Source organism: Salinilacustrithrix flava (assembly GCF_041228405.1).
Classification (GTDB): Bacteria; Actinomycetota; Acidimicrobiia; order Acidimicrobiales; family Salinilacustritrichaceae; genus Salinilacustrithrix; species Salinilacustrithrix flava.
Genome location: NZ_CP133888.1, coordinates 830,582 through 855,119 on the forward strand (window position 1 = coordinate 830,582; position 24,538 = coordinate 855,119).

The window sequence follows — 24,538 nt, forward strand, 5'->3', positions numbered from 1 at the left end:
GTGCTCACCGCCTACTGGGCCGCCAAGGGCGGCGCCGGCGCCACCGTGCTCGCCGCCGCCCACGCCCTCGTCGCCTCGACCCGTGGCGCCACCGTCGTCGTGGACCTCGACGGCGACCTGCCCGCCGCCCTCGGCGCCGACGCCACGGACCGGCCGGGTGTGGCCGAGTGGCTGCGGGCCGGGCCGGACGTGCCCGCCGACGCGCTGGACCGCCTGCTCGTCCCCGTCGCCGACGACCTCCTGCTGTTCCCCCGCGGCACCGGTCCGCTCGACGAGGGCCGCGCCGCCGTCCTCGCCCGCCTGCTCGCCGACAGCCCTCGGGAGGTGGTGGTCGACGCCGGCACCCGCCCCGACCCGGCGGCCCGGGTCGTCGTCCGCCAGGCCGACCGCAGCGTGCTCGTCACGCGAGCGTGCTACCTCGCCCTGCGCCGCCTGCACGCCGTCGGCCTGGCCCCCACCGAGGTCGCCCTCGTGCGGGAGGCCAGCCGCGCCCTCGGCCCGGCCGACATCGCCGCCGCCGTGGGGGTGCCGGTGCGCACGACCGTGGGCGTCGACCCCGGCATCGCCCGGGCGGTGGACGCCGGGCTGCTCGCCGCCCGCCTCCCCCGCAGCCTGGCCCGGGCCGCCACGACCGTCCACCGGGTGGGTCGCTGATGGACGCGGCCGCCCTGGACCGGGCCGTCCACGACGAGGCCCTCGCCGAGGGTCGACCGGTGAGCGCCGCCGAGCTCGGCGCCCTCGTCCACCGCCACGCCCCGCTGCTCGACGCGGCGGAGGCGGACGCCGCCGTGCGACGGGTCCAGGCCCGCATGCACGGGCTCGGCGTGCTCGACGGCCTCCTCCGCGACGACACCGTCACCGACGTGCTGGTCAACGGCCCGGGGCCGGTGTGGGTCGAGCGGCACGGGCAGGTCGAGGTGACCGACGTCGTGCTGGACGAGCCCGAGGTGCGCCGCCTGGTGGAGCGCGTGGTGGCGCCCCTCGGCCTGCGCGCCGACCGACGCAACCCGCTGGTCGACGCCCGCCTGCCGGACGGGTCCCGGGTCCACGTGGCCATGCCACCGCTGGCCGTCGACGGCCCCTACCTGACCGTGCGCCGCTTCACGGCCCGCACCCTGCCGGTGACCGACTTCGCCGCCACCGACGTCGCCGACCTCCTCGTCGCCGCGGTGCGCGACCGCCGCAACCTGGTGGTGGTCGGGGGCACGGGCGCGGGCAAGACGACGCTTCTCAACGCTCTGTGCCAGCACCTCGACCCCGGCGAGCGCGTGGTCACCGTCGAGGACGCGGCGGAGCTGCGGCTCCCGGGCGCGCACGTGGTGCGCCTCGAGAGCCGACCCGCCTCGCCCGACGGCCTGCCCGCCGTCCCCATCCGAGAGCTGGTGCGCACCGCCCTGCGCATGCGGCCCGATCGCATCGTGGTCGGCGAGGTCCGCGGCGGCGAGGCCCTCGACATGCTCCAGGCGATGAACACCGGGCACGAGGGCTCGTTGTCCACCTGCCACGCCAACGGCACGGTGCAGGCGCTGCGGCGGCTCGAGACCATGGCCCTCACCGCCGGGGTCGACCTCCCCCTGCGCGCCGTGCGCGACCAGCTCGTCTCGGCCGTGGACCTGCTGGTGCAGGTCGGCCGCGCCCCCGACGGCGCTCGCCGGGTCCTGGCGGTGGACCGCGTGGTCGACGACCCCGATGCCCGCGTCCGCACCGTGCCTCTGGTCGTCGACGGCCGACCGGTGGCGGCGCCGTGAGCGGCGAGGCCGGCGCGCTCGCCGCCGTCGCGACCGTGCTGGCCGCGTCGCTCGCCGCGTCCGGCGCCCACCGATGGGCGGCAGGCGCCCGCGCCCGCCGCCGACTGCGCAAGCCGACTGCGTCCCGAGCCCTCCCGATGCCGGCGCGGGTCCGCGCGGCCTTCCGGCGCGCCGGCCTGGGTGACGAGGCCGACGGGCTGCTCCGGCTCTGGCTCACCTGCCTGACCATCACCCTCGCCGGCGCCGCGCTGGTCCCCGGTGGGCGGATCCTCCTCGCCGTCGGCGTCGTCGCGGGCCCAGGTTGCCTGCTCCTCGCGGGCGGACGCGAGGCCCGGCGGCGCGCCACGCAGCTGCCCGAGGCGCTCGACGCCGTGGCCGCCGGGCTGCGCGGCGGGCTCGCGCTGCCGGCTGCGATCGCCGGGGCGGCGTCCGTCGGCGCCCCGGTCGGCGACGAGCTGGCCGCGATGGTCCGCGACGTGGACGCCGGACGTCCGCTGGACGAGGCCGTCGATCGCTGGCGGGCGACGGCCGCCGGCGATCCGCACACCGCGCTGGCCGCAGCCGCCCTCACGGTGGCGGCCGGGGTGGGGGGCCCGGGCGCCCGGGCCGTCGACGGGGCGGCCGCCAGCCTGCGGGAGCGCCTGGACAGCGACGCCGAGACCGCGGCGCTCGCCACCCAGGGACGGGCGTCCGCAGCCGTGCTCACGCTCGCCCCCATCGGGTTCGCCTTCCTGCTCACCTCGCTCGATCCGGCGGCCGGCCGGTTCCTCCTCGGCACCCCCATCGGCTGGCTCTGCATCGCTCTCGGGCTGGGCCTCGACGGCGCCGGCGCGTGGTGGATGGCCCGGCTGGTCAGGCGGGCCCGATGAGGGCGCTGCTCGCCGGCGGGTGCGCGGCCGGGGTCGTCCTCGCCCTCCTCCACCGGCCGCGCGTCCCGGCCCGGCTGGTCCGCCCCCGCCGGGAGCGCTGCGCCGTGCGGTGGCCGCGGCCGAGCCGGTTGCGAGCGGTGCGCGACGGCATCGACGAGGCCCAGGTGGCGCGCGACCTCCCCGATCTCGTCGACCTGCTCGCTCTCGCCGTCGGCGCCGGGCTGTCGGTGCCGGCGGCGCTCCCCGTCGTCGCGCCGGTCGCGCCGGCCGCGCTCCGATCCGACCTCGGGTCCGTGGTGTCCGCCATCGCCGGCGGCCGGCCCTCCGACGAGGCGGTCGCCCAGCTCGCCACCCGGTGGGGGCCGCCGGCCCGGCCGCTCGTCCACGCCATCGCCGACCACCTCCGCTACGGCACGCCCGTGCTGCCGGCGCTCGAACGTGTCGGAGCCGAAGCCCGGACCCGCCGGCGGCGAGCCGCCGAGATCCGGGCCCGCAGGCTGCCGGTCCTGCTCCTCTTCCCGCTCGTGCTGTGCACCCTGCCGGCGTTCGGCCTGCTCACGGTCGCGCCGCTCGTGGCGGGCACGTTCGACTCCCTCCGCGGGGGTCACCTCGAGGCTCCGGCCTCCCTCGCTCCCTGAACGTCAGGAGTCCTCCATGCATCCCTCCTTCCTCGTGCTCCAGCTGCACGTGGCCACCGCGATCGGCGCCCTCGCCGCTCGCGCCCACGACGTGCTGGCCCGCGCCGGTGCGGGCCGCGAGCGCGGCCAGTCCACCGCCGAGTACGCCCTCGTGCTGCTCGGCGCGGCGACGGTGGCCATCGTCTTCCTGGCCTGGGCCGGCCGGACGAGCCGCATCGGCAAGCTCTTCGACGCCGTGCTCGACACGGTGATCGGCAAGGTGTGACCGGCGCGTCCTGCTCGACCCGGCCTGGTCCCGGTGCCCGTCACCGGGGCCAGGCCACCGTCGAGCTCGCCCTCGGTCTGCCCGTCGTGTGCATCGGCGTGCTCCTGGTCCTGCAGCTCGCCCTGGTCGGGCGCGACGCCGTGCTCGTCACCCATGCGGCCCGGGAAGCGGCCCGGGCCGCGGCGGTGGATCCGACGGGCCCGTCCGCTCGCGCCGGGGCCGTCGCCGCGTCCTCGACCCTCGATCCCACCCGGCTCGACGTCCGGCTGCGGCGCAGCGGCGGGCGGGTCACCGCCGCGGTCGCCTACCGGTCGCGCACGGAGCTTCCCATCGTCGGCACCCTCATCCCGGATCCGGCGCTGCACGCCGAGGTGACGATGCTGGAGGAGGGCTGAGCCCACCCGCCTCCGGCACCAACAGGGGCGCGGCCCCCGAGGGCAGGAGTTCCCCACGACCGGGGCGAACACTCGGGGGACCGAGCCAGATCAGACCGCAGACCGCCGGCGCGCCCGACGCGTCCGCCATGGAGACCGTCATGAACGTCCGACGAACGATGGGGATCACCGCACTTGCGGCCGCCGCCGCAGGCCTGGTCTTCGTGCCGGGTGCCGGTGCGCAGGAGGCGGGCCCCGCCTACGCAGGCTCGTCTTCAGGCGAGGCCCTGAACCTGTCGCTGTTCGGCCAGGGCCTCACCGCCGGCACCACGCTCGCCGAGGTCGCTCCTGGCTCCGGCACCGCCAAGGGCGCCGGGCTCGCCACGCCGCTGTTCGAGGCCGGCGTCACCTCCGCCTCGGCGACCGAGCCCGGCTCGGCCGAGGAGACCTGCGAGGGGCCGCTCGAGCAGGTCCCCGGGCTCAGCATCGCGCTGGCCTGCAGCTCGTCCCTCGTCACGATGGACGAGGCCTCCGCCACCGCAGCGGCCACCGGCCGGGTCGGCGCCATCACCCTGAACCCGGTCGCCCCCATCCTCGACACCCCGCTGTCCGAGGTGGTCGGCCCCGCCGAAGACGGCGTAGACCAGCTCCTCGGCGGCCTGCAGCCCGTGCTCGGACCCATCGACGACGCCAGCGACCTCGGCCTCGAGGACACCCTCGGTGAGCTGTTCGGGCGGCTCTTCGACGGCGCCGACCTCGTCACGGTCACCGTGGGCGACACCGCCTCCACCACCACCGCCGACGCCGCCACCCTGACGACCTCCTGCGCCGCCGAGGGCGCCCGGGTCGACGTACTCAGCATCCTCGACGGGCCCCCGCTCATCTCGGTCGTCGTCGGCCAGGCCGGCTCCGCCGTGGACGTCGACCGGGGCACCGGCGCCGGCACGCCCACGGTCACCCCGGCCCTGGTCACCGTCGAGTCGGCCACCCTCGGGGGCACGCCGATCACCGTGCCGGTCGGTCAGACCCTCGAGATCCCGCTGCCCGAGCCGCTCGGCCCGTCGTTCATCCGGGTCGCCGACGGCACCACGGGCACGAACGAGGACGGCTCCACCTTCGCCACGGCCGACGCCGTGAGCCTGGACCTGCTCAACGGCGAGGCCCTCATGGGCGGCGTCGAGCTCGAGCTGGCCGGCTGCACCTCCGTCGCCGGTGCCGAGGTGCTCCCCGAGACCACGACGACCACCCCGGCGGCCACCGCCCAGCTGCCCACCACCGGCTCCGACGACGCCAGCACCCTCGCCCTGGCCGGCATCGCCGGTCTCGCCGGCCTCGGCCTGGCGCTCCTGCGCCGCTCGGGCGACCCCGCCTGAGGATCTGCTCTCCGCCTGCTGACGCACCCCGTCGCCGGCGCCGCCACCAGCGGCGCCGGCCGGGGATGCCTCGATAGGGTTTCCCGACCGCCATGCTCCCCCTCGCCGCCCTTGCGCTCATCTTCGTGATCGGCACCGGCAGCGTCGTGCTGACCCTGCGGATCCAGCGGGTCGAGCAGCGCTCGCTGACCCAGCCGGCACCGGCCCCTGCTCCGCCGACCACCACGGCGGCCGCGGGCCGAGCCCCGGAGAACGTGGTCGAGCGACTCGCCGTGGCCCTCAAGCGACGTCGCATCTCGCGCGTCGCCCTGTCCCTGCTGTCGATCGCGCTGCTGGTCGGAGCGGCGGGGATGATCGGCTACCCCTTCTACACGAACCTCTACCAGGACCGGCTGCAGTCCCAGCTCGACCGCCAGCTCGCCAGCCCCGACCTCCGTGCCGCCTACGTCGAGCGCCAGGTCGACGTCGGCGACAGCCTGACCCGCATCAAGATCCCCCGCATCGACGTCGACACCGTCGTGGTCGAGGGCACCACGGCCAGCGCGCTGCGCGCCGGCGCCGGGCACTACCCGAGCACCCCACTGCCGTGCGAGGTCGGCAACGTCGCCATCGCCGGGCACCGCACCACCTACGGCAAGCCGTTCCACGCCCTCGACGTGCTCGAACCGGGTGATCGGATCACCCTCGAGACGCCGATCGGGTCGTGCACCTACGAGGTCGAGCGGTCGTGGATCACCGAGCCGACGGACGTCGGCGTGGTCGAGAACACCCCCGGCGAGGCTCGGCTCACGCTGACCACCTGCCACCCGAAGGGCTCGGCCCGCCAGCGTCTCATCCTCACCGCCACCATGGTCAGCGCCGAGGCCTTCGATGCCTGAGCGCACACCCGGCGCCCGCGTCCTCGGCGCGCTCGCCGCCGGCCTCCTCGTCGGCGTCCTCGCCGCGCCCGGCGCCGTGGCCCAGACCGACGAGGTGCCGGTGGACCCGGACGACCAGCCCGAGCAGCACCCACCGGGGTCGTGGGACGGATCGAGCTTCGACGAGCCCTTCCACGAGGACGACGTCACGCTTCGCCGCGCGTCGGTCGACGTCAGCGGCACGTTGCGGTACCGCAAGACCGGTCCCGCGGACTTCATCGACGAGGTCGAGGTCCGCGTCGTGGACGACCCCGGCGACGAGCACACCCCCGGCGAGGCGTGCGCGCTGCCCGCGCCGGTCACCATCGAGGGCGACGGCCCCCGGCCCGGCTGGGACGCCGAGCAGCGCTTCGAGGCCCTCGATGTCGTGATCCCCTGCAACGGCCGGTACCTCGTCCAGGCCGAGGGCAGCCTCGAGGATCCCGATGCCCCGCCGCACACCATGGAGCGCTCGTTCGTCGTGGCCGTCCTGCCGGAGTCCGTCACCGGCCTCGACGTCGCCCTCGACCGTGAGGCGCGTTCCGTCGCCGTCACCTTCCAGCCCCTCGACCCGGCCGACGTCGCGCCCGATGCGATCGGCTACGTGCTGGAGCGGCGCGGCCCCGCCGGCGGCGCCTTCGACGACGTCGCCTCCACCGGGCTCGACGGCGAACCCCGCTTCGTCGACCCGCTCACCGACGCGCCGGCCGGCGCCTACACCTACCGGGTCCGCTCGGTGCGGGGCGGTGCCGACGGCGACGTCCGCTCGAGCATCATCCACACCGAGTCCGCCACGGTCAGCATCGAGGGCGACCCGACCACCGCGACGTCGGCACCCACCACCACGGCGCGGCGCTCCGGTGCGATCGGTGGCTCGAACGGACGGGGGCCCGCGGTGACCCGGCCGTCGTCGACGCCCCGCCTCACCACACCGACCACGCTCGACACCGGCTTCGAGGACACCATCGACTACGGCGAGGTCCCCGAGACCACCACCAGCGAGGAGCTGGCCGGCGACGAGCCGGTCGCCGGGCAGTCGATCGTGCAGGACGAGGCCGACGGCGTCGACGTCGCCGTCCCGGCCGCCGGCGCCCTGGTGCTGCTCGGCTGGGCCGGCCACATCATCTACCTCAACCGGCTCGCCAAGCTGCTGTAGGCGACGCGCCCGCGACCACCGGGTCCAGGCCGCTGAGGGCGGCGAGCAGGCGCAGGGCGCCGACCTTGTCGAGCGGCTCGTTGCCGTTGCCGCACTTGGGCGACTGCACGCACGACGGGCACCCGTCCCGGCACGGGCAGGCGGCGATGACCTGGGCTGTGGCTTCGAGGTGGCGCTCGGCCACCTCGAACCCGAGCTCGGCGATGCCCGCACCCCCCGGGTAGCCGTCGTAGATGACGATGGTGGGGGCGCCGGTGTCCACGTGGCGGGCGGTGGACACGCCCCCGACGTCCCAGCGGTCGCAGATCGCGAACAGCGGCAGCACACCGATGGCGGCGTGCTCCGCCGCGTGGAGCACACCCGGCCACGCATCGGGGACGAGGCCGAGGCCGGCGAGCACCTCCTCGGGCACGACCTGCCAGACGCCCCGGGTCTCCAGGGTGCTCGGCGGCAGGTCGAGGCCGACCCGCTCGATGCGCTCGCCCGAGGCCGCGTCCTTGCGCTCGTAGCCGGTGACGCGGGTGGTGGCGCTGATCGGCCCGACCGCGAGGTGCACCGGACCGACCGCCCGCGACCGGTCCTCGCCGAGGATGCGCAGGTCCATGCGGGTGATGGCGGTGGTCCAGGTGCTGCCGTCGTCGGGGACGACGACCGCACGGGCCCGATCGAGGTCGAGCTCGACGACCCGGTGGTGGCGGCCGGCGTGGACGTAGACGGCTCCCTCGTGGACGACCTCGCCGGCCCGACCCCGGTCCACGGTGCCGACCGGCGTGCCGTCGGGCGCCACGATCTTGACCTGGCCCGGCGACCCGGAGCGCAGGCCCACCCCGTCGACCGGCCACCCACCGCCGGTCCACACCGCCACCGGGGAGTCCGCCGACACCCGGCGGCGCCGCCCCCGCCCGCCGGCGGTGCCCACGCCCGGCGGACGCACGATCAGCTCGCCGCTGCCCGCCAGCCGGCACACCCCCTCGTCCAGCAGGCCGGGCCAGTAGCGGGCGTCGTCGTGGGTGAGGGGCAGCTCGAAGGCCGCGCAGCGCAGGTGGGGGTCGGCGACGAAGGGGTTGGCCGGGTTGATGACCGCCGGCTCGGGCGGTCGGGTGAAGAGCTCCTCGGGGTGGGCGGCGATCCACTGGTCGAGCTGATCGGCCCCGCACACCAGCACGGCCAGCGACTCCTGCTGGCGCCGGCCGGCCCGACCGACGCGCTGCCACAGGGAGGCGACGGTGCCGGGGAAGCCGTCGAGCACGCACGCGTCGAGACCCTCCAGGTCGATGCCGAGCTCGAGGGCGGAGGTGGTGACCACGGCGTCGAGCTCGCCCGCGGCCAGGGCGGCCTCGATCTCGTGGCGCTCCTCGGTGAGGAAGCCGCCGCGGTAGGCCGCCACGCGACCCCGCTGCGAGGCCGGCACCTGGCGCCGGACCCGGTCGGCCACCAGCTCGGTGGAGCGACGGCTCGGGCAGAACCCGATCGTGCGGCGCTCGGCTCGGACGAGGTCGGCCACGAGCCCGGCGGCCTCCCCGTGGGTGGAGGCCCGGGTGCCAGTGGCCTCGTCGAGCACCGGCGGGTTCCAGATGGCCATGACCCGCTCCCCCGACGGCGAGCCGTCGTCGGTGACGGCGGTGACGTCCACGCCGGTGAGCGCGGATGCCAGCGCCGCCGGCTCGCCGATGGTGGCCGAGGAGCAGATGAACACGGGATCGGCGCCGTAGTGGGCGGCGACGCGGCGCAGCCGGCGGAGCACGTGGGCGACGTGGGAGCCGAAGATCCCCCGGAACAGGTGGAGCTCGTCGACCACGACGTAGCGCAGGCGGGACAGGAACCGCATCCACCCGGCGTGGTGCGGGAGGATCCCGCAGTGGAGCATCTCGGGGTTGGTGAGCACCACGCTGGCGTTGCGACGGGCGTCGCCCCGCTCGGCCCGGCCGGTGTCGCCGTCGTAGGTGGCGGCCTGCACGCCCGGCAGGTCGAGCCCGGCGAGGGCACGGAGCTGGTCCTGGGCCAGGGCCTTGGTGGGGAACAGGCACAGCGCCGTGCCGGGCCGGACCGGGGCCGCGGCGGCCTCGCCGATCGCCGCCTGGTAGATCAACGACTTGCCCGACGAGGTGCTCGTGGCGGTGACCACCGAGCGGCCGGCGCGGACGAGGTCGAGCGCCTCGGCCTGGTGGGTGTACAGGCGCTCGACGCCGAGGCGCGCCGCGACGGCGGGCGGGAGCGGGGCGGCCAGGTCGGCCCACCGGGGCTCGGTGGCGGGCAGGCGCTCGACGTGGACGAGGCGGCCGGCGTCGGCCAGGTGCGGACCGTCGCGGTCGAGGAGCAGGTCGGCGCGCCGGCGCACGAGCGACTCGAGGTCGCTGGGATCGGAGCGATCGCCGGCCACGTCGGCGAGCGTACGCCCCCACCCCGACATCACGACAGGCCTGTAGTTCCAGCGCTGTGATCTGCCGGCCTGCAGCCGAGCGGGCGTCGACCGGTAGCGTGGTCGACTGCATGGAGCTGGAGATCCCTGACACCGACGTCGACGGCTGGACCGTCGTGGCGGCCTCCGGCGAGATCGACGTCGCCACCGCGCCCGCCCTGCGCGACCGGCTCACCGACCTCGTCGAGGCCGGTTCGACGCGCCTCGTCGTGGACCTCGAGGACGTCGACTTCATCGACTCCACCGGTCTCGGGGTGCTGGTCGGCGGGGTCCGCCGCGCCCGGGCCGAGGACGGCGACCTGCGACTGGTGTGCACGAACACGCGGATCCTGAAGGTCTTCGAGGCCACCGGCCTGCACGAGGTCTTCACGATCGGTTCGACGGTGGACGATGCCGTCGCGTCCGAGGCCCAGTAGGCGAACGCGGTGGCCGAGATCGTCCTCGAGATCCCCCCTCGGTTGGACTACCTCGCCGTCGTCAGGCTCGTCGTCGCCACCGCCGCCTCCCTCGACCCGCCGCTCCCCGATTCCCGCCTCGACGACCTGCGCCTCGCCGTCACCGAGGCGTGCAGCAACGCCATCAAGGCCCACCGGCCCGAGGCCGCCGACCAGCCCGTGGTCATCTCCTGCCACCTGGACGAGGACCTCTTCCGCGTCCAGATCCGCGACCGCGGCCCCGGCTTCGACCCCGATGCCCTCACCCGGCTCCCCGCCCCCACCGATCCGAACCGGCTGCAACACGAGTCCGGGCTCGGCATCCCCCTGATCAAGGTCCTCACCGACGACGTCACCTTCGAGCCAGCCGGCGACGGGACGATCGTCTCCATGACCCTCAAGCGTCCCACCGCCCCGCCGATCTGACAGCCCCTCGCTGCCGGATCCCCTGGGCGCCCGTGCCCCGAGGAACACCCATGTCCGAACGCCGCCTCACCACCATGCGCCGCCCCACGTGGAGCGAGCAGGACACGTTCGTCCCGCGCCTGTTCGTCCGCCCGTTCCAGCGCTTCATGCACGCCGAGGCCGGTGGCGCCGTGTTCATGCTGGCAGCTGCCGTCGCCGCGCTGATCTGGGCGAACTCCCCCTGGCACCACGCCCAGGAGACGCTCTGGAGCACCGACCTCTCCATCCACCTCGGCGGCCTGGCCCACCTCGACCTGACCCTCGAGCAGTGGGTCAACGACGCCCTGATGGCCATCTTCTTCTTCGTCGTCGGCCTCGAGATCAAGCGCGAGCTGGTCCACGGCGAGCTGCGCGACCCGAAGAAGGCGGCGCTGCCCGCCATCGCCGCGGTGGGCGGCATGCTCGTCCCAGCCGCCATCTTCATGGCCCTGAACGCCGGCACCAGCGGGTTCGACGGCTGGGGCGTGCCCATGGCCACCGACATCGCCTTCGCCGTCGCCGTCGTGAGCCTGGTCGGCAACCGGGTGCCCGCGGCCGCCAAGGTCTTCCTGCTCACGCTGGCCATCGCCGACGACATCGGTGCGATCCTCGTGATCGCGCTCTTCTACACGTCGAAGCTCAGCCTCGGGTGGCTGGCGATCGCCCTGGCCACCCTCGCCGTGGCCGAGATCTGCAAGCGCCAGCACGTGCGGGCCCTGCCGGTCTACATCGGCCTGGCCCTCTTCGCCTGGTACGCGTTCCACGAGACCGGCGTCCACGCCACCCTCGCCGGTGTCGTCCTCGGCCTGCTCACCCCCGCCTGGCCGTTCTACAACCCCGAGAACTTCTCCGAGGACATGTCGTCGCTCCTCGGCCACGGGACGGCGCTGGACTCCATCGAGCAGAACCTCGAGCAGTCACGGGGCAGCTCCACCTACGACGACGAGAGCTATGACGAGGCCACCTCGAGGTTGTCGGAGATGGAGCGGCTCGTGGCCGAGACCCAGTCCCCGCTCGACCGGCTCGAGAACAAGCTCCACCTCTGGGTCGCGTTCCTCATCGTGCCCCTGTTCGCGTTCGCCAACGCGGGCGTCCGGCTCTCCGACGAGGCACTCGACGGGCTGGCCTCCAACCGGGTCGTGCTCGGCATCGTCGCCGGCCTCGTCGTCGGCAAGACGGTGGGGGTGTTCACGTTCACGCTGCTCGGCCAGAAGCTCGGGCTCGGCACGCTTCCCGGCGGGGTCACCCAGCGCATGGTGCTCGGCCTGGCGATGACCGCCGGCGTCGGCTTCACCGTCGCGCTGTTCATCGCGTCGCTGGCCTACGCACCGGGGAGCCTGGCCACGGACTCGGCCAAGATCGGCATCCTGGCCGGCAGCGTCATCGCGGGCCTGCTCGGCTACGCCTTCCTGCGGTCCGGGCCGAGCCCGGATGCCGGCGACGACCCCGGACGGGTCAGCGAGCCGGCACCAGCGCTCGTCGACTGACCCTCGTCCTCGTCATGTATCTGTCATGAGATGGGACTTTTTCCGGACTTTTCGGACAGTGCTTGTCATGAGGGCGTCACGCTTGTAATGTGAACGCAACGTCGGATCGACGCAGGGCTTCGGCCCGGTCCCCGACCTCCACCCTCCCCGGGCATCGGGTGCTGGGCGGTTCGCACCGCCCGCCCGCCTCCGTCCAGTGGTCGATGCCCGGGTTGGAACTGCCTCACCGGCCCGGTCCTCTCTCCCTGACCGGGCCGGTGTCGCGTCCGGTCTCAGGCGTCGACGTCGCGCCGACCCTCGAGGGCCCGGCCGAGCGTGAGCTCGTCGGCGTACTCGAGGTCCCCGCCGACCGGGAGCCCGCTGGCGATGCGGGTCACCCGCACGCCGAGCGGCTTCAGCAGCCGGGCCAGGTACATGGCCGTGGTGTCGCCCTCGAGGTTCGGGTTGGTGCACAGGATGACCTCGACGACGGCGTCGCTGTCGATGCGGGCCAGCAGCTCGCGCACCTTGAGCTGGTCGGGACCCACGCCCTCCATCGGGTTGATGGCCCCACCGAGCACGTGGTAGCGGCCGCGGAACCCGCCGGTGCGCTCCACCGACACGATGTCCCGGGGCTCCTCCACGACGCAGACGACGGTGGCGTCCCGCCGGCCGTCCGCGCAGATCTGGCAGCGCGGCGCCTCGGACAGGTTGTGGCACACCTCGCAGAACCGGACGCGCTCCTTGGCCGTGACCACCGCCGAGGCGAGCGCGAGGGCGTCCTCCTTGGGCACCTTGAGCAGGTGGTAGGCGATGCGCTGCGCGGACTTCGGCCCGACGCCCGGCAGGCGCCCGAGCTGGTCGATCAGGTTCTGGACGGCGTCCGCGTGCACCCGCGCTCAGGCCTCGTCGTCGTGCTCGTCGCCGGGCTGGTCGTCGGGGCCGCCGAGGAGACCGCCGAGCATGGCGGACGGGTCGAACCCACCCATCGCCTGGGCGTGCACGCGGGCCGCCTGGGCGTGGACGTCGCGCAGGGCGGCGAGCACCAGGTCCTCGAGGCCCTCGACGTCGTCTGGGTCCACCACCGCCGGGTCGATGTGCACGGCGAGGACCTCGCCCCCGGCGGTCGCCTCGATGCGGACCATGCCACCGCCGGCGGTGCCCTCGACCTCCTGCTCGGCCGCAGCCTGGCTGGCGCTCATCGCCGCCTGGGCCTGGGCGAACAGGTCTCCGAGACCGCCGCCGCCCCCACCTCCGAGGCCACCCAGCAGGCCGCCGATGTCGGGGAGGCCGCCACCGGCCGCGTCGGGGTTCTGATCGCTCATCGGTCCTCCAGGAGCTCGGCGCCGGGGAAGGCGTCCTTCAGCTGGGCGATGCCGCCCGTGTCGGGGTCGGGTGCGTCGGTCAGCTCGTCGAGGTCGACGTCGTCGTCGATGTCCTCGTCGGCCGTCGCGGTGGTGCCGGCCGGGGCGGGGCGGGGCGCGGTGGCGGCGTCGCCGTCGACGACGAGGTCGAGGGGCACCGGGCGGCCGAAGCGGGCCGCGAGGGCCTCGAGCACCTCGTCGAGCTTCTCGGAGCAGTTCTTCAGGCTCGGTTCGTTGGGCACGGCGAAGCGGGCCGTGCGCTCGTCGCCCTCCACGAGGCGCCCCATCTTGTAGAGCGCCTTGGCCCGGCCCCGCAGGGCGCCGAGGACGTCGTCCCACGCCTCCGTGAGCTCGGCCAGGCTCGGCACGCCGCCCTCGGACGCAGGCGTTGGCGCGGGCTCCGGCGCAGGGGCCGCCTCGGTGGCGGGCGGCGGTGGCGGCGGGTCGGCGGGGGCCTCGCGCGGCGGCGCGGCCTCCTGCTGGCGGGCGCGCTTGACCCCACCCAGGCTCGGCCGGGACGACGCCGGCGCCGGGGTCGCAGGCTCGGGGGCCTCGGGGGCGGTGGCGTCGTGCTGGGCGAGTCGGGCCCGCGCCGCCTCCGCACCGCGCGGTGGCGTCGCCGGGCCGGTCGGGGCGGCAGCGACCGCGGCCTCGACGGTGGCGGCGGCCGCCGGTGCGCCGGTCTGGGGCTGGGCGGCCGGGGTCTGGTCCGCGGCCGGTGCAGACGGCGCGGCCGGCGCGCTCCCACCGCCGGAGGCGACCGCTCGTTCGAGCTGCTCGATGCGACGGACCAGGGCGTCGAGGTCGCCGGCAGCTTCGGGACGGGCGATCTGGACGAGCGCGACCTCGAGGGGGATGCGCGGGTCCGGCGCGTGGCGCATCTCCACGACGGCGGTGCCCACCGCCTCCAGCGCCCGCGTGAGCGACGCCGGCCCGAGCGCCTGGCTGACGTCGCGCGCGCGGGTCATCGCCCGGTCCGTGAGCCCGCCGGCGGGCGCGCCCATCGCCACGAGGAACGCGTGCCGGAGCGACTCGATGAGCTGCTCGGCCAGCACGCGGGGATCGCGTCCGGCCCGCACCGATGCGTCCACGGCGACCAGGGCGCCCCCGGCATCGCGACGGCCGAGGGCATCGACGAGGTCGTCGACGGAGCTGTCGGCGACCGAGACCCCGCCGGCCGCGGCCACCTGGTCGAGGGCGGAGAGCGTGTCCCGGGCCGAACCACGGCCGGCCTGCACGACGTGGTCCACGACGTCGTCGTCCAGCTCGAGGCCGGCGTCGGCGATGACGTGACGGACGTGGGCAGCGAGCACGTCGGCAGAGAGGAGGTTGAACTCGAAGTGCTGGGTGCGGGACCGGATGGTGGGCAGCACCTTCTCCGGCTCGGTGGTGGCCAGCACGAACACGACGTGCTCCGGCGGCTCCTCGAGCGTCTTCAGCAGCGCGTTCGACGCCGCCGTCGAGAGCATGTGCACCTCGTCGAGGACGTACACCTTGCGGTTGCCGCTGGTGCCCATCGAGACCCGGCCGAGCAGATCGCGCATGGCGTCGACGCCGTTGTTGGACGCGGCGTCGAGCTCCTGGAGCCAGTCGACGTGGCGCCCCTCCTCCACCGCCTTGCAGTTGGCACAGGTGGTGTCGGGCTCGCCGTCGACGGGGTGCTCGCAGTTGAGGACCTTGGCGAGGATGCGAGCCGTCGAGGTCTTGCCGGTGCCGCGGGGACCCGAGAACAGGTAGCCCTGGGCGACGCGCCCCTCGCGCACGGCGTTGCGCAGCGCCCGGGTCACGTGCTCCTGACCCAGCACCTGCTCGAACGTCTGCGACCGGTAGCGGCGGTAGAGGGACTGGTACGCCATGCGATCGCCGACCCTACCGGTACCCGGGCCCCGGCCCGCCGACGGATGCGGAGCATCCGTCAACGAACTCGGAAGTCCCGCAAGGGACTGAGAGTTCGCCTGCTCCGAGGGTGACGGCCAGGCGATCTGCGGCGCATCACAGACTCCGCTGAGAGCTGCTGCCTTCCGGCCCTGACTCGGTTCACGGGCTGCGATCGCACAGGACCCGGCCGCCACCTTCGGAGCAGGCGTCCCGACACTGTATCGTCTCTGGTCCCGATGGAGGGGTGCGAGAGCGGCCGAATCGGCACGATTGGAAATCGTGTGTGGGGAAACTCACCGAGGGTTCAAATCCCTCTCCCTCCGCCGAAGCACCGATGGCCCGGCCTGCTGGTCGGGCCATCGGCGCGTCCGGCGCACGCCCGGGACGAGCGCCCGGACGGCCCCAGCGCCGTCCGGCTCGTCCGCCCGCTGCTGGTCCTTCGACGGCCGTGGTCGGGCTTCCTCCCGGTGCCGGTACCGTCGCCGCCGTGCCGGGCACCGCGAACCACACCGACGACGAGCTGATGGCGCTGGCGCTGGCCGAGGCCCGCCTCGCAGCCGAGGCAGGCGAGGTCCCCGTCGGCGCGGTGGTGGTCGTCGACGGCGAGGTCGTGGCCCGGGCGCACAACCGCCGCCAGGCCGACCACGACCCCAGCGCCCACGCCGAGCTGCTCGCGCTGCGGGCCGCGTGCGCGGCCGCAGGCTCCTGGCGGCTGCCCGGCGCGCAGGTCGTGGTGACCCTCGAGCCCTGCCCGATGTGCGCCGGCGCCCTCCTCGCGGCGCGCGTCGACCGGGTCGTCTTCGGCGCGCCGGACCCCAAGGCTGGCGCCCTCGGGTCGCTGTACAACCTCGGCGCCGACCCCCGCCTGCCCCACGAGCTCGAGGTCCGCGCCGGCGTGCAGGCCGAGGAGTGCGGCGCCCTGCTCGCCGACTTCTTCGTCGAGCGCCGCTGACCCCTTGGGAGGGGCCGCGGCCGGTTCGCTACCCTCCAGAACTCCCAGGAGGGATGCCAGAGCGGACGAATGGGACGGTCTCGAAAACCGTTGAGGCCTTCGGGTCTCCGTGGGTTCAAATCCCACTCCCTCCGCCAACGGAACTGCTGGTCAGCTCGGGATCCCGCACGAGGGCGCCCGCTGGCCAGCAGATCTCGTTTTGGGCTGCCATGGGCGCCGCCCATGCGTGTGGAGCGGCCCAGAACGGTCGGTCCCGGTCGAGGCGGTGACTCGGTGGGGTAGGAACCCGGCTGCGGTGCGCCGGTCGCGCACCGTCCGCACCCCTCGACGCACCAGCACACACCTCCGGGAACACGTGGATCTCGACATCTTCCTCATCGGCTTCGGCACGGTCATCGTGCTCGGCGTGCTCTACGACCTCGGCGCGACGACCATCTCCCTCAGCGCGGTCCGGGGTCCGCTCTCGGGCCGGGTCGCGTCGCTGGTGTGGGCGGTGGGCAACCGGTCCCGCAGCGAGCGACGACGGCTGCAGCGGATCACCGGACCGCTGCTGCTGGTCTCCATCCTCATCGGCTGGTTCGTCGGGCTGACGATCGGCTGGACCCTGATCTTCAGCGCCGACGGCGCCCTCACCAGCACCGCCGAGCCCGAGCAGCAGTCGTCCCGCGTCCGCTGGATCGACGCGCTCTTCTTCGTCTTCGGGCGCCTCGTCGGCACCGGTTCGTCGAACCTGGAGCCGGACGAGGCCGGCTGGTCCACGGCGGTCGCCCTGCTCACGCTGTCCGGGGTCATCCTGCTCACGCTCGTCATCGCATGGATCCTCCCCGTCGTCGCCGCCGTCGTGCAGAAGCGGGCGCTCGCCTCGAAGATCTCCGCACTCGGCGCTTCGCCGCAGGGGATCATCTGCCACAGCTGGACCGGCCGCGACCTGGGCGACCTGAACCTGCACCTCCTGCCCCTGATCGGCGAGCTCACCATCCTCGCCCAGCGCCACCTGGCGTACCCGGTGATCCACTACTTCCACAGCTCCGACGGCCGCACCGCGGTCGGTCCCCAGATCGCCGCGCTCGACGAAGCCCTCACGCTCATCGCCGCCGGCGGTCTCGACGACGTCGACCGCGGCACCGGCCTCGACGTGTCCGTGACCCGACCGCTGCGCCAAGCCGTCAGCGACTACCTGTCCACGTTGGAGTACGTGTTCATCGTGCCGTCGAAGACGACGCCGGACCCTCCCGCGTTCGATCGACTGGTCGAGGAAGGCATCGTCGACGGCGAGGCGATGCGTGCCGAGCTCGCCGAGCGGATGCGGGACATCGGCACCCGTCGGGCGCTGCTGCGGGGCTACGTGGAGCACGACGGTTGGACCTGGGCCGCGGTCGACCGCGACGTCGACGCCGAGGAGGAGGATCCCGAACAGACCGACTGAGCGGGTGCCGGAGGAGGAACCGGGCGAGGCCAATACCCTCGTCCCGTGCGACAGGGCCCCCACGCGATGATGCCGAGCGATGCGTCCGCCGTCGACGGCGCGTCCCTCGACCGCTCCATCGTGCGGCGGGTCATGGAGTTCGCCCGGCCCTACAAGGTCCAGATCATCGGGTTCCTGGCTGCGATCATCACCGCAGCCATCCTCGGCCTCGCCCCGCCGCTGCTGTTCAAGTGGATCCTCGACGACGCCATCGCCGACGGCGACAAGGGCCGCCTCTCCCTCCTGGCCGGCCTGGCGGTCGCCGCCGCCGTGGCCGACTCCGGCCTGTCGCTGGTGGAGCGGTGGCTCTCGTCCCGCATCGGCGAGGGGCTCATCTTCGACCTGCGGGTGCGCGTCTTCGACCACGTCCAGCGCCTGCCCGTCGCCTTCTTCACCCGGGCCCAGACCGGCGCGCTGGTGTCGCGGCTCAACAACGACGTGATCGGCGCCCAGCGCGCCCTCACCGGCACGCTCGGTTCGGTGGTGTCCAACGTGGTGGTGCTCGTCACGACGGTCGCGGCGATGGTCGCCCTCGAATGGCGCCTCACGCTGTTCACCATCGCCCTGCTCCCGGCGTTCCTCATCCCGGCCCGGCGGGTCGGCACGCGGCTGCAGGCCATCAGCCGCGAGCAGATGGAGCGCAACGCCCGGATGAACTCGACCATGACGGAGCGCTTCGGCGTGGCCGGGGCGATGCTGGTCAAGCTGTTCGGCCGCCACGACGACGAATCCGACCGCTTCGCCGACGACGCCGCCGGGGTGCGCGACGCCGGCGTGCGCAGCGCCGTGCTCAGCCGGGTCTTCTTCTCCGCCATCGCCCTCGTCGGGGCCCTCGGGATCGCCGCCGTGTACTGGTGGGGCGGCATCCTCGTCATCGACGGCGCCATCACCCTCGGCACGCTCGTCGCCCTCGCCGCCCTCGTGCAGCGGATCTACCAGCCGCTCACGGCCCTCACGAACGCCCGCATCGACATCATGACGGCCTTCGTCTCCTTCGACCGGGTGTTCGAGGTGCTCGACATCCGCAACCCGATCGAGGACCGCCCCGGCGCCCAGGACCTCACCGACGTGCAGGGCCGGGTCGACTTCGACGGCGTCTGGTTCACCTACCCGACCGCCCAGGACGTCTCGGTGCCGTCGCTGGCCGGCGCCGTGCCGGACCACGACGCCTCGTCCGGGCCGGTGCTGAAGGGCATCGACGCGCACATCGAGCCGGGGCAGCTGGTCGCCATCGTGGGCCCGTCCGGTGCCGGCAAGACCACCCTCACCTCGCTGCTCCCCCGCCTGTACGACGTGGACTCGGGTGCGGTGCGCATCGACGGACACGACGTCCGCGACCTCACCCAGGAGAGCCTGCGCCTGGCCATCGGCGTCGTCAGCCAGGACCCGCACCTGTTCCACGACACCATCGCCGGAAACCTGCGCTACGCCCGACCCGACGCCTCCATCGACGAGCTGCGCGCCGCGTGCGAGGCGGCCCGCATCCACCACGTGATCGCCGGGCTGCCCGAGGGCTACGACACCGTCGTCGGCGACCGCGGCTACCGCATGTCCGGCGGCGAGAAGCAGCGGCTGTCGATCGCTCGCATGCTCCTCAAGGACCCGGCCATCGTCATCCTCGACGAGGCCACCAGCCACCTCGACTCCGAGAACGAGGCCGCCGTGCAGGACGCCCTCGCCGAGGCGCTCGTCGGGCGGACCTCGTTGGTCATCGCCCATCGCCTGTCCACCATCACGACGGCCGACCAGATCCTGGTCGTCGACGACGGCCGGGTCGTGGAGGCCGGACGCCACGACGACCTGGTGGAGTCCGGCGGCCTGTACGCCGACCTCTACCGCACGCTGGTGCGGGGTGGCGAAGTCCCCATGGACCTCCCGGGTCTCGGCCCTTCCTGACTACCCGCCCGGCAGCCAGGACAGGTCGGCGTCACGGCAAGAGACGGGCGTCCGATCGCGGAGGATGAGTTCGCCGGCTCGGCAGCGCTCCAGCGTCCGCCCTGCGCGCATGAGCGGTCGGTGGTTGCCGTCAGCGGCCAGCAGTCTCGCGCGCTGACGGCAAACAGGTCGTCCTCCTGGTCTGTGCGGAGCGTGGTGGCGAGAGCATCACCGGCCGCGACCAGAAGGGGCGTTCGGTGGTGCGCTCTCGGTGGGGACGAAGCCCGTGTTGCGATGCTGTTCCTCGGGCGGCGGACACGGTTCGCTCGACCCGAACCGGTCTGTGCGCCGGGGCTGTGGGTAGGGTCGTCGGATGGTCCTGGGGCGACGACCCGCGTCTTTTGCGCTGTTGGTGCTCGCCGCCTTCGCGCTGGTCGTGACCTCGGGTGCGCCGCGGGGGATGCTGCGAGCCGTTGCGGTCAGCGAGCTCGATGAACGGCCGACCCCGTCCTCGGTCGTGACCATGTCGGAGTCGGACGGGACCGACGTGCGGTTGCCCAGCGTTCGCGTGTCGATCGCCCGGGAGGACGAAGAGGCCTCAGGCGATGTGCAGACCGAGTGGGCGACAGCCTCCGGCCTCTTCCTCGTCGAGGACGTCGAAGAACTCGACGCACCCCTCGCAGACGAACCGGCCCCCTTCCTGGGCCACATCCCTGCGCGCGCCTGGGGAGATCGCGCGCCTCCGACGCCGTCGTTCTGACCGCTCCGGGCACGGCTTCGCCGTCGCTCGGGCCAGATCCGACGACAGCGACAGGAGGCCTTGATGCCCGACAATGCAGAGCGCGGCTGCGCGCTCCACATCCTCGTTCCCAGTGATTCCGAGAGTTCCCCAGACGCATCGAACCTGCTCGCAGCCTTGGGGAGCCGGCTCTGCCAGGTCCACGTGCTCGGCTGGGCTCTGAGCGCGGAACCCGATGCTGCCTGCGTCCGGCGGGCTGCGACCGTCGCCGCCGAGGTTGAGGCGGCCACCGGCACGTGGCCCTCCTACACGGAGCTGATCGGCAGCGACGTGATCGTCGCTGCTCATCCCGACATCGACGACCTGGTCACGATCAGTGTCGGCAGCCACCGGTCGCTACGGGCGGCGGCTCGTCGGGTCTCGGTGCGCAGCGGGGCACACCTCGCCCTGGTACCGGCACGTGCGCTAACGGACCGTGAGGTGAGCAGCGATGTGGGTTGAGCAGACGACACCGAGCATCGTGCTGGCGACCAACGGGTCACCGGCGTGCCGCCGAGCAACGGTCCGTGCTGGGAGGTTGTTCCAGCACACACGGCTCCTCGCCGCGGTCGTGCTCCCCGAGGGGGTCGACGTCAACGACGATGCCGCGACGATGCACGGATCAGCGGTGCGCCGTGCGCTCGCCGATGCGCACTTGCACGCCGCAGCCGAGACGTTGGCCGAGGTTTGTGACGTCCTGGGTCCTCGTGCGCGTGCGGTCATCCTTGACGGCGACCCGGCAGCGGCACTGATCGGCCTCGCGAGGAGCGAGGCGGCCGACGCGATCGTCGTCGGCTCGCTGCACAAGGCCAGAGACCGGACCTTGACCCGAACCATGTCAGACGACCTGGTTGCCGGGGCGCCCTGCCCGGTGATCGAGCTCGGTCGCTGAGCGCACCGGGTCCCGCGCTCCGGCGCGTCCTACAGAAGCCGCCATCGACGATCACCAACTGGAAGGATCGACATGGAGATCACCACCGACCGCAGAGACGACTACGTGGTCTGCCGTCCCCACGGAGAGCTCGACGCCTACACCGCAGACGAGCTCTGCGACAGCGTCGCTGCCATCACGAACCCGGACATCGTCGTCATCGACCTGTCGGAGGTGTCGTTCATGGATTCGACCGGCCTCGGGCGTCTCATCGGCGCGGTCCGCCGCACCGGCGACGCCGGCGGCGATGTCGCCGTCTGCTCGCCGAGTCCGTTCCTGCACCGACTCCTGGAGACGGTCGGGTTCGACCGGATCGTGCCCGTCACGGACACTGTCGATGGTGCCGTCGAAGACATCCGGTCTCGCCGATGAGCTCCGGCATGTTCACAGGCTCGATCGACGGAACGATGCTCGCGGTCTCGGTTCCGTTCGAGGATCCGGCGCTGGTGCTCACCGCGCTCTTCTTCGTCGTCTTGCTCGGGCCGGTCATGGCGACGCTGCTGCGCGTACCCCCGATCATCGGGCTCATCGCCGGCGGTGTCCTGCTCGGCCCGACCGGACTCGGATGGGTGGAGCGGGCAGGAGCCGTGGATCTGCTCGGCGGCGCCGGACTGCTGTTCTTGATGTTCATGGCGGGCGTCGAGCTCGACCTCGACGACTTCACCGACAACCGCGGCGCCGCAGGCCTGTTCGGCGTCGCGACCTTCCTCGTCCCCATGGTCGCCGGTACGGCAGTGCACCTCCTGCTGGGCTTCGACACCATGGCAGCGCTGCTGCTCGCATCTGCGTGGGCATCACACACGCTGCTGGCGTATCCGATCTTCCAGCGGCTCGGGGTCGTGACGAACCGAGCCGTGTCCACAGCCGTGGGTGCGACCATCATCACCGACGTCGCTGCACTGCTCGTGCTGGTGGTCGTGGTCGCCGCCGCTGGTGGCGACCTCGACGTTGCCTTCATCGCCACCCTCGTCCCGTCGGTCGTCGCCGCCTTCGCCCTGATCCTTCTCGGCCTGCCTCGGCTCGCGGCCTGGTTCTTCCGACGAGCCGGGCGAGACCGCATCACGCGGTTCCTGTTCGTGGCTGCTGCGCTCTACGGCTCGGCGGCCATTGCTGAGATCGCCGGGGTCGAGGCCATCATCGGCGCCTTCCTGGCCGGACTTGCACTGAACCGGCTCATCCCCGCCGGTGGGCTGCTCATGGAGCGGCTCGAGTTCTTCGGGGGAACGTTCCTCATCCCGATCTTCCTCATCTCGGTGGGGATGCTCGTCGACGTGGGCGAGCTCGTCGACAGCGAGACCCTGGGGCAAGCCGCCGGCTTCTGCGCCATCGTCGTCTTCGCCAAGCTCGCTGCCGCCGCCTTCGCCGGCCGAGTCCTGCGGTTCGACCGCACCGAGGTCTGGTCGATGTTCTCCCTGTCCGTCGCCCAAGCTGCGGCCACGCTGGCCGCCGTGTTCGTCGGTCTCGAGGCCGGCATCGTGGAGGAGCGCACGGTCAACGCCGTGGTCGTCGTCATCCTCGTCACCAGCCTGCTGTCCTCTGTCGCCGCCGCTCGCTTCGGCCCACAGCTACCGGCGCCTCCGGTGAAGGAGCTGACCATCGGCAAGCGGGTCCTCGTCGGGGTCGCCGACCCCGACGCTGCAGTGGGCACCATCGACCTGGCGACCCGCCTGGCGGCACCGGAGAGCGGTGAAGTGCTGCCCGCCCAGATCCTCGATCTCGAGGCCCGGCCTGCCGACGTCCTCGCCCGGCGCACAGCGATGGTCGACGCATACGAACCGACGATTCTCGGGGCAGGCGCCGAGGCCACGCCCATCATCCGGCTCGATCTCACACCGAACGCCGGGCTGCTCCACGCGGCCGTCGAGCAAGGCGCCACCTGCCTGGTCCTCGGCTGGCGGGGCTACACCACCCGACGCGACGCCGTCCTTGGCGAACAGCTGGACGTCCTCCTTGCGCTGTCACCGATCCCCGTGCTCGTACATCGCGGCGGTGCCGAGTCCGGCGTACGACGCGTCGTCCTCGCCGTCGACCATGCCGACCTCACCCCGTCGGGTCGGCGGACCCTCGATCTCGGGCTGCTGCTCGCTGCGCGGCTCGCCGCCAGCCAAGGGGTTCCGTGGCTGGTGGTCACGCCGGCCGACGCCCCGGTCATCGCCGAGGTGGAGGACCTCCACCTCCGACCGGAGATCGCCGTCGACACCCGGCCGCTCCACGTCGCTCTCCCCGACGTCGTCGAAACCTCAGACCTACTGGTGATCGGCATCCCACGGGCCCTCGACGGTCTCGGGGCCGGCGTCACCCGCGTTGCACGAGCCGTACCGAGCTGCCGCATGGTCGCCGTCGCCGCCCGCTGAGATCGAGCGCCCCTCAACGGCAACGAGGACCCCTGCAGGACCACCGGCGACGCCTGCGTCACGGTGCTGCGTCCAATGCAAGAGGGTAGGGGACAGACCACGCGACCCAAAGAGGTGTCATCATGACCATCACCGGTAAGCGCCTGTTGTCCTCGAGCGGTGAAGACATCGGGGAGGTCAAAGACGTCGTAGGCCTCGGAGCAGATGGTCCGGGCTGGGTCGCGGTGAAGACCGGCCTTCTCTCGCAGCGACTCGTGCCGTTCAGCAGGATCGACCAGACCGGCGACCAACTGCGGACCGACCTCGACGTCGACGACATCAAGTCCGCGCCGAAGGTGCCCACGCACGTCGAACCGGTCGGCGAAGACCTTGACCTTCTTCGCGCCCACTACGGCGCCGGCACACCGGCGGCGCCGGACGACCGAACGCGACGCCACGTGTGATTCGACTGCTACCGATCTACGCACTGGAACCACCGCATCGGTTCCATTGCCGCCATCAGCCGCCGCGCAGGGATCTGGGCGTTCTGTTACGCCAGAAGGCGTCGCTCGGTCGCTCCGTAGACGCAACCGATGTGCCGCTCGCGGACACGGCTTCAGTGGCCCGGATCGCCGGCGGCTGTCGCAGCTATCTGGCGATCGGCCGCGAGCAGCGCTACGTCCATGGCGACGCTCGGTGGCCGCCGGAAGTCCAGGCGCTCGGCTGTGCCGCGCACGGCGATGGGGCGATTTCGTGCGGCTCTCCTCATCGGACCTCCGGTGACCTCCGAAGAGCCGGTACTACGGCGTTCGAGATCGTGCGCCGAGGCGCCGACAGCGCCGAGCTCTGGACTGCCCACAGACGGGCTCGACGAGAAGTC

General features: G+C 73.3%; 25 protein-coding genes, 2 tRNA genes and 1 other RNA gene. 23 read left to right on the top strand and 5 right to left on the bottom strand.

Annotation, left to right across the window (positions count from 1 at the left end; all coding sequences use genetic code 11):
* The 9 genes from RGQ06_RS04075 (at position 1) to RGQ06_RS04115 (ending at position 7,319) form a co-directional block, all read left to right on the top strand.
* Entirely contained in the window at positions 1–654 is a 654-nt protein-coding gene (locus RGQ06_RS04075; protein ID WP_432429161.1) for a hypothetical protein, read from the top strand.
* Positions 654–1,748 carry a CpaF family protein gene (locus RGQ06_RS04080; RefSeq protein WP_432429160.1) on the top strand — a complete coding sequence of 365 codons (1,095 nt, stop codon included), beginning with the start codon at positions 654–656 and terminating at the stop codon, positions 1,746–1,748. Before RGQ06_RS04075 ends, RGQ06_RS04080 begins: the two co-directional genes overlap by 1 nt.
* Entirely contained in the window at positions 1,745–2,617 is an 873-nt protein-coding gene (locus RGQ06_RS04085; protein ID WP_432429159.1) for a type II secretion system F family protein, read from the top strand. The genes RGQ06_RS04080 and RGQ06_RS04085 overlap by 4 nt, the downstream gene beginning before the upstream one ends.
* On the top strand, positions 2,614–3,255 hold the full coding sequence (locus RGQ06_RS04090) for a type II secretion system F family protein (protein ID WP_432429158.1): 642 nt from the start codon (positions 2,614–2,616) through the stop codon (positions 3,253–3,255). Before RGQ06_RS04085 ends, RGQ06_RS04090 begins: the two co-directional genes overlap by 4 nt.
* A gap of 16 nt (positions 3,256–3,271) precedes the next feature.
* A complete protein-coding gene (locus tag RGQ06_RS04095) occupies positions 3,272–3,520 on the top strand; it encodes a hypothetical protein (RefSeq protein ID WP_432429157.1) in 249 nt (82 codons plus the stop codon).
* A complete protein-coding gene (locus tag RGQ06_RS04100) occupies positions 3,517–3,915 on the top strand; it encodes a TadE/TadG family type IV pilus assembly protein (RefSeq protein ID WP_432429156.1) in 399 nt (132 codons plus the stop codon). The genes RGQ06_RS04095 and RGQ06_RS04100 overlap by 4 nt, the downstream gene beginning before the upstream one ends.
* A 140-nt stretch (positions 3,916–4,055) precedes the next feature.
* Positions 4,056–5,267: an LPXTG cell wall anchor domain-containing protein gene (locus tag RGQ06_RS04105; RefSeq protein ID WP_432430700.1), complete on the top strand. Its 1,212-nt coding sequence runs from the start codon at positions 4,056–4,058 to the stop codon at positions 5,265–5,267.
* Positions 5,268–5,359: 92 nt separating this feature from the next.
* On the top strand, positions 5,360–6,145 hold the full coding sequence (locus tag RGQ06_RS04110; protein WP_432429154.1) for a class E sortase: 786 nt from the start codon (positions 5,360–5,362) through the stop codon (positions 6,143–6,145).
* Positions 6,138–7,319: a hypothetical protein gene (locus tag RGQ06_RS04115; RefSeq protein ID WP_432429153.1), complete on the top strand. Its 1,182-nt coding sequence runs from the start codon at positions 6,138–6,140 to the stop codon at positions 7,317–7,319. Before RGQ06_RS04110 ends, RGQ06_RS04115 begins: the two co-directional genes overlap by 8 nt.
* On the opposite strand, the gene RGQ06_RS04120 is transcribed toward RGQ06_RS04115, so the two are convergent.
* Positions 7,294–9,699 carry a DEAD/DEAH box helicase gene (locus tag RGQ06_RS04120; protein ID WP_432429152.1) on the bottom strand — a complete coding sequence of 802 codons (2,406 nt, stop codon included), beginning with the start codon at positions 9,697–9,699 and terminating at the stop codon, positions 7,294–7,296. The genes RGQ06_RS04115 and RGQ06_RS04120 overlap by 26 nt on opposite strands.
* Before the next feature lie 110 nt (positions 9,700–9,809).
* On the opposite strand from RGQ06_RS04120, the gene RGQ06_RS04125 reads away from it, so the two are divergent.
* Genes RGQ06_RS04125 through nhaA form a run of 3 tightly spaced genes read left to right on the top strand, consistent with a single transcriptional unit; the run spans position 9,810 to position 12,103 of the window.
* Entirely contained in the window at positions 9,810–10,154 is a 345-nt protein-coding gene (locus RGQ06_RS04125) for an STAS domain-containing protein (protein WP_432429151.1), read from the top strand.
* Between the two features lie 9 nt (positions 10,155–10,163).
* Positions 10,164–10,598 carry an ATP-binding protein gene (locus RGQ06_RS04130; protein ID WP_432429150.1) on the top strand — a complete coding sequence of 145 codons (435 nt, stop codon included), beginning with the start codon at positions 10,164–10,166 and terminating at the stop codon, positions 10,596–10,598.
* A 50-nt stretch (positions 10,599–10,648) separates the two neighbouring features.
* Positions 10,649–12,103 (top strand): Na+/H+ antiporter NhaA, encoded by a 1,455-nt coding sequence (gene nhaA / locus RGQ06_RS04135; protein ID WP_432429149.1) that lies wholly within the window; start codon positions 10,649–10,651, stop codon positions 12,101–12,103.
* Between the two features lie 272 nt (positions 12,104–12,375).
* Here nhaA and recR read toward each other — a convergent pair whose 3' ends face one another.
* The 4 genes from recR to ffs form a co-directional block, all read right to left on the bottom strand.
* Positions 12,376–12,975: a recombination mediator RecR gene (recR, locus tag RGQ06_RS04140; protein WP_432429148.1), complete on the bottom strand. Its 600-nt coding sequence runs from the start codon at positions 12,973–12,975 to the stop codon at positions 12,376–12,378.
* Positions 12,976–12,981: 6 nt separating this feature from the next.
* The gene (locus tag RGQ06_RS04145; protein ID WP_432429147.1) at positions 12,982–13,407 is read right to left on the bottom strand and encodes a YbaB/EbfC family nucleoid-associated protein; all 426 of its coding nucleotides are present in this window, start codon (positions 13,405–13,407) and stop codon (positions 12,982–12,984) included.
* Positions 13,404–15,302 carry a DNA polymerase III subunit gamma/tau gene (dnaX, locus tag RGQ06_RS04150; RefSeq protein WP_432429146.1) on the bottom strand — a complete coding sequence of 633 codons (1,899 nt, stop codon included), beginning with the start codon at positions 15,300–15,302 and terminating at the stop codon, positions 13,404–13,406. The genes RGQ06_RS04145 and dnaX overlap by 4 nt, the downstream gene beginning before the upstream one ends.
* A gap of 112 nt (positions 15,303–15,414) precedes the next feature.
* Positions 15,415–15,513: signal recognition particle sRNA small type (gene ffs / locus RGQ06_RS04155), an RNA gene on the bottom strand.
* Positions 15,514–15,562: 49 nt separating this feature from the next.
* Between ffs and RGQ06_RS04160 the strand changes: the two genes are divergently transcribed.
* The 11 genes from RGQ06_RS04160 (at position 15,563) to RGQ06_RS04210 (ending at position 24,122) form a co-directional block, all read left to right on the top strand.
* Positions 15,563–15,647, top strand: a tRNA-Ser gene (locus RGQ06_RS04160).
* A 164-nt stretch (positions 15,648–15,811) separates the two neighbouring features.
* Entirely contained in the window at positions 15,812–16,276 is a 465-nt protein-coding gene (gene tadA / locus RGQ06_RS04165) for a tRNA adenosine(34) deaminase TadA (protein ID WP_432429145.1), read from the top strand.
* A gap of 47 nt (positions 16,277–16,323) precedes the next feature.
* A tRNA-Ser gene (locus RGQ06_RS04170) sits at positions 16,324–16,413 on the top strand.
* A gap of 218 nt (positions 16,414–16,631) precedes the next feature.
* Positions 16,632–17,702 carry a hypothetical protein gene (locus tag RGQ06_RS04175; RefSeq protein WP_432429144.1) on the top strand — a complete coding sequence of 357 codons (1,071 nt, stop codon included), beginning with the start codon at positions 16,632–16,634 and terminating at the stop codon, positions 17,700–17,702.
* A gap of 45 nt (positions 17,703–17,747) precedes the next feature.
* Entirely contained in the window at positions 17,748–19,637 is a 1,890-nt protein-coding gene (locus RGQ06_RS04180) for an ABC transporter ATP-binding protein (RefSeq protein WP_432429143.1), read from the top strand.
* Positions 19,638–19,989: 352 nt separating this feature from the next.
* On the top strand, positions 19,990–20,376 hold the full coding sequence (locus RGQ06_RS04185; RefSeq protein ID WP_432429142.1) for a hypothetical protein: 387 nt from the start codon (positions 19,990–19,992) through the stop codon (positions 20,374–20,376).
* Between the two features lie 63 nt (positions 20,377–20,439).
* Positions 20,440–20,856, top strand: coding sequence for a hypothetical protein (locus RGQ06_RS04190; protein WP_432429141.1), 417 nt, complete (start codon positions 20,440–20,442; stop codon positions 20,854–20,856).
* The gene (locus RGQ06_RS04195; RefSeq protein ID WP_432430701.1) at positions 20,846–21,286 is read left to right on the top strand and encodes a universal stress protein; all 441 of its coding nucleotides are present in this window, start codon (positions 20,846–20,848) and stop codon (positions 21,284–21,286) included. The genes RGQ06_RS04190 and RGQ06_RS04195 overlap by 11 nt, the downstream gene beginning before the upstream one ends.
* A gap of 72 nt (positions 21,287–21,358) precedes the next feature.
* On the top strand, positions 21,359–21,697 hold the full coding sequence (locus RGQ06_RS04200) for an STAS domain-containing protein (RefSeq protein ID WP_432429139.1): 339 nt from the start codon (positions 21,359–21,361) through the stop codon (positions 21,695–21,697).
* A gap of 8 nt (positions 21,698–21,705) precedes the next feature.
* Positions 21,706–23,679: a cation:proton antiporter gene (locus RGQ06_RS04205; protein ID WP_432429138.1), complete on the top strand. Its 1,974-nt coding sequence runs from the start codon at positions 21,706–21,708 to the stop codon at positions 23,677–23,679.
* Between the two features lie 122 nt (positions 23,680–23,801).
* Positions 23,802–24,122 (top strand): PRC-barrel domain-containing protein, encoded by a 321-nt coding sequence (locus RGQ06_RS04210; RefSeq protein ID WP_432429137.1) that lies wholly within the window; start codon positions 23,802–23,804, stop codon positions 24,120–24,122.
* Positions 24,123–24,538: the final 416 nt, after the last annotated feature.

Bases quoted from the DNA above. Each gene is read 5' to 3' on its own strand.
- RGQ06_RS04145 (WP_432429147.1), bottom strand. From the start codon at position 13,407: ATGAGCGATCAGAACCCCGACGCGGCCGGTGGCGGCCTCCCCGACATC.
- nhaA (WP_432429149.1), top strand. From the start codon at position 10,649: ATGTCCGAACGCCGCCTCACCACCATGCGCCGCCCCACGTGGAGCGAG.
- RGQ06_RS04210 (WP_432429137.1), top strand. From the start codon at position 23,802: ATGACCATCACCGGTAAGCGCCTGTTGTCCTCGAGCGGTGAAGACATC.
- RGQ06_RS04095 (WP_432429157.1), top strand. From the start codon at position 3,272: ATGCATCCCTCCTTCCTCGTGCTCCAGCTGCACGTGGCCACCGCGATC.
- RGQ06_RS04080 (WP_432429160.1), top strand. From the start codon at position 654: ATGGACGCGGCCGCCCTGGACCGGGCCGTCCACGACGAGGCCCTCGCC.
- RGQ06_RS04090 (WP_432429158.1), top strand. From the start codon at position 2,614: ATGAGGGCGCTGCTCGCCGGCGGGTGCGCGGCCGGGGTCGTCCTCGCC.
- RGQ06_RS04105 (WP_432430700.1), top strand. From the start codon at position 4,056: ATGAACGTCCGACGAACGATGGGGATCACCGCACTTGCGGCCGCCGCC.
- RGQ06_RS04185 (WP_432429142.1), top strand. From the start codon at position 19,990: ATGGTCCTGGGGCGACGACCCGCGTCTTTTGCGCTGTTGGTGCTCGCC.
- RGQ06_RS04200 (WP_432429139.1), top strand. From the start codon at position 21,359: ATGGAGATCACCACCGACCGCAGAGACGACTACGTGGTCTGCCGTCCC.
- RGQ06_RS04115 (WP_432429153.1), top strand. From the start codon at position 6,138: ATGCCTGAGCGCACACCCGGCGCCCGCGTCCTCGGCGCGCTCGCCGCC.
- dnaX (WP_432429146.1), bottom strand. From the start codon at position 15,302: ATGGCGTACCAGTCCCTCTACCGCCGCTACCGGTCGCAGACGTTCGAG.
- RGQ06_RS04190 (WP_432429141.1), top strand. From the start codon at position 20,440: ATGCCCGACAATGCAGAGCGCGGCTGCGCGCTCCACATCCTCGTTCCC.
- RGQ06_RS04125 (WP_432429151.1), top strand. From the start codon at position 9,810: ATGGAGCTGGAGATCCCTGACACCGACGTCGACGGCTGGACCGTCGTG.
- RGQ06_RS04110 (WP_432429154.1), top strand. From the start codon at position 5,360: ATGCTCCCCCTCGCCGCCCTTGCGCTCATCTTCGTGATCGGCACCGGC.
- RGQ06_RS04205 (WP_432429138.1), top strand. From the start codon at position 21,706: ATGTTCACAGGCTCGATCGACGGAACGATGCTCGCGGTCTCGGTTCCG.
- RGQ06_RS04195 (WP_432430701.1), top strand. From the start codon at position 20,846: ATGTGGGTTGAGCAGACGACACCGAGCATCGTGCTGGCGACCAACGGG.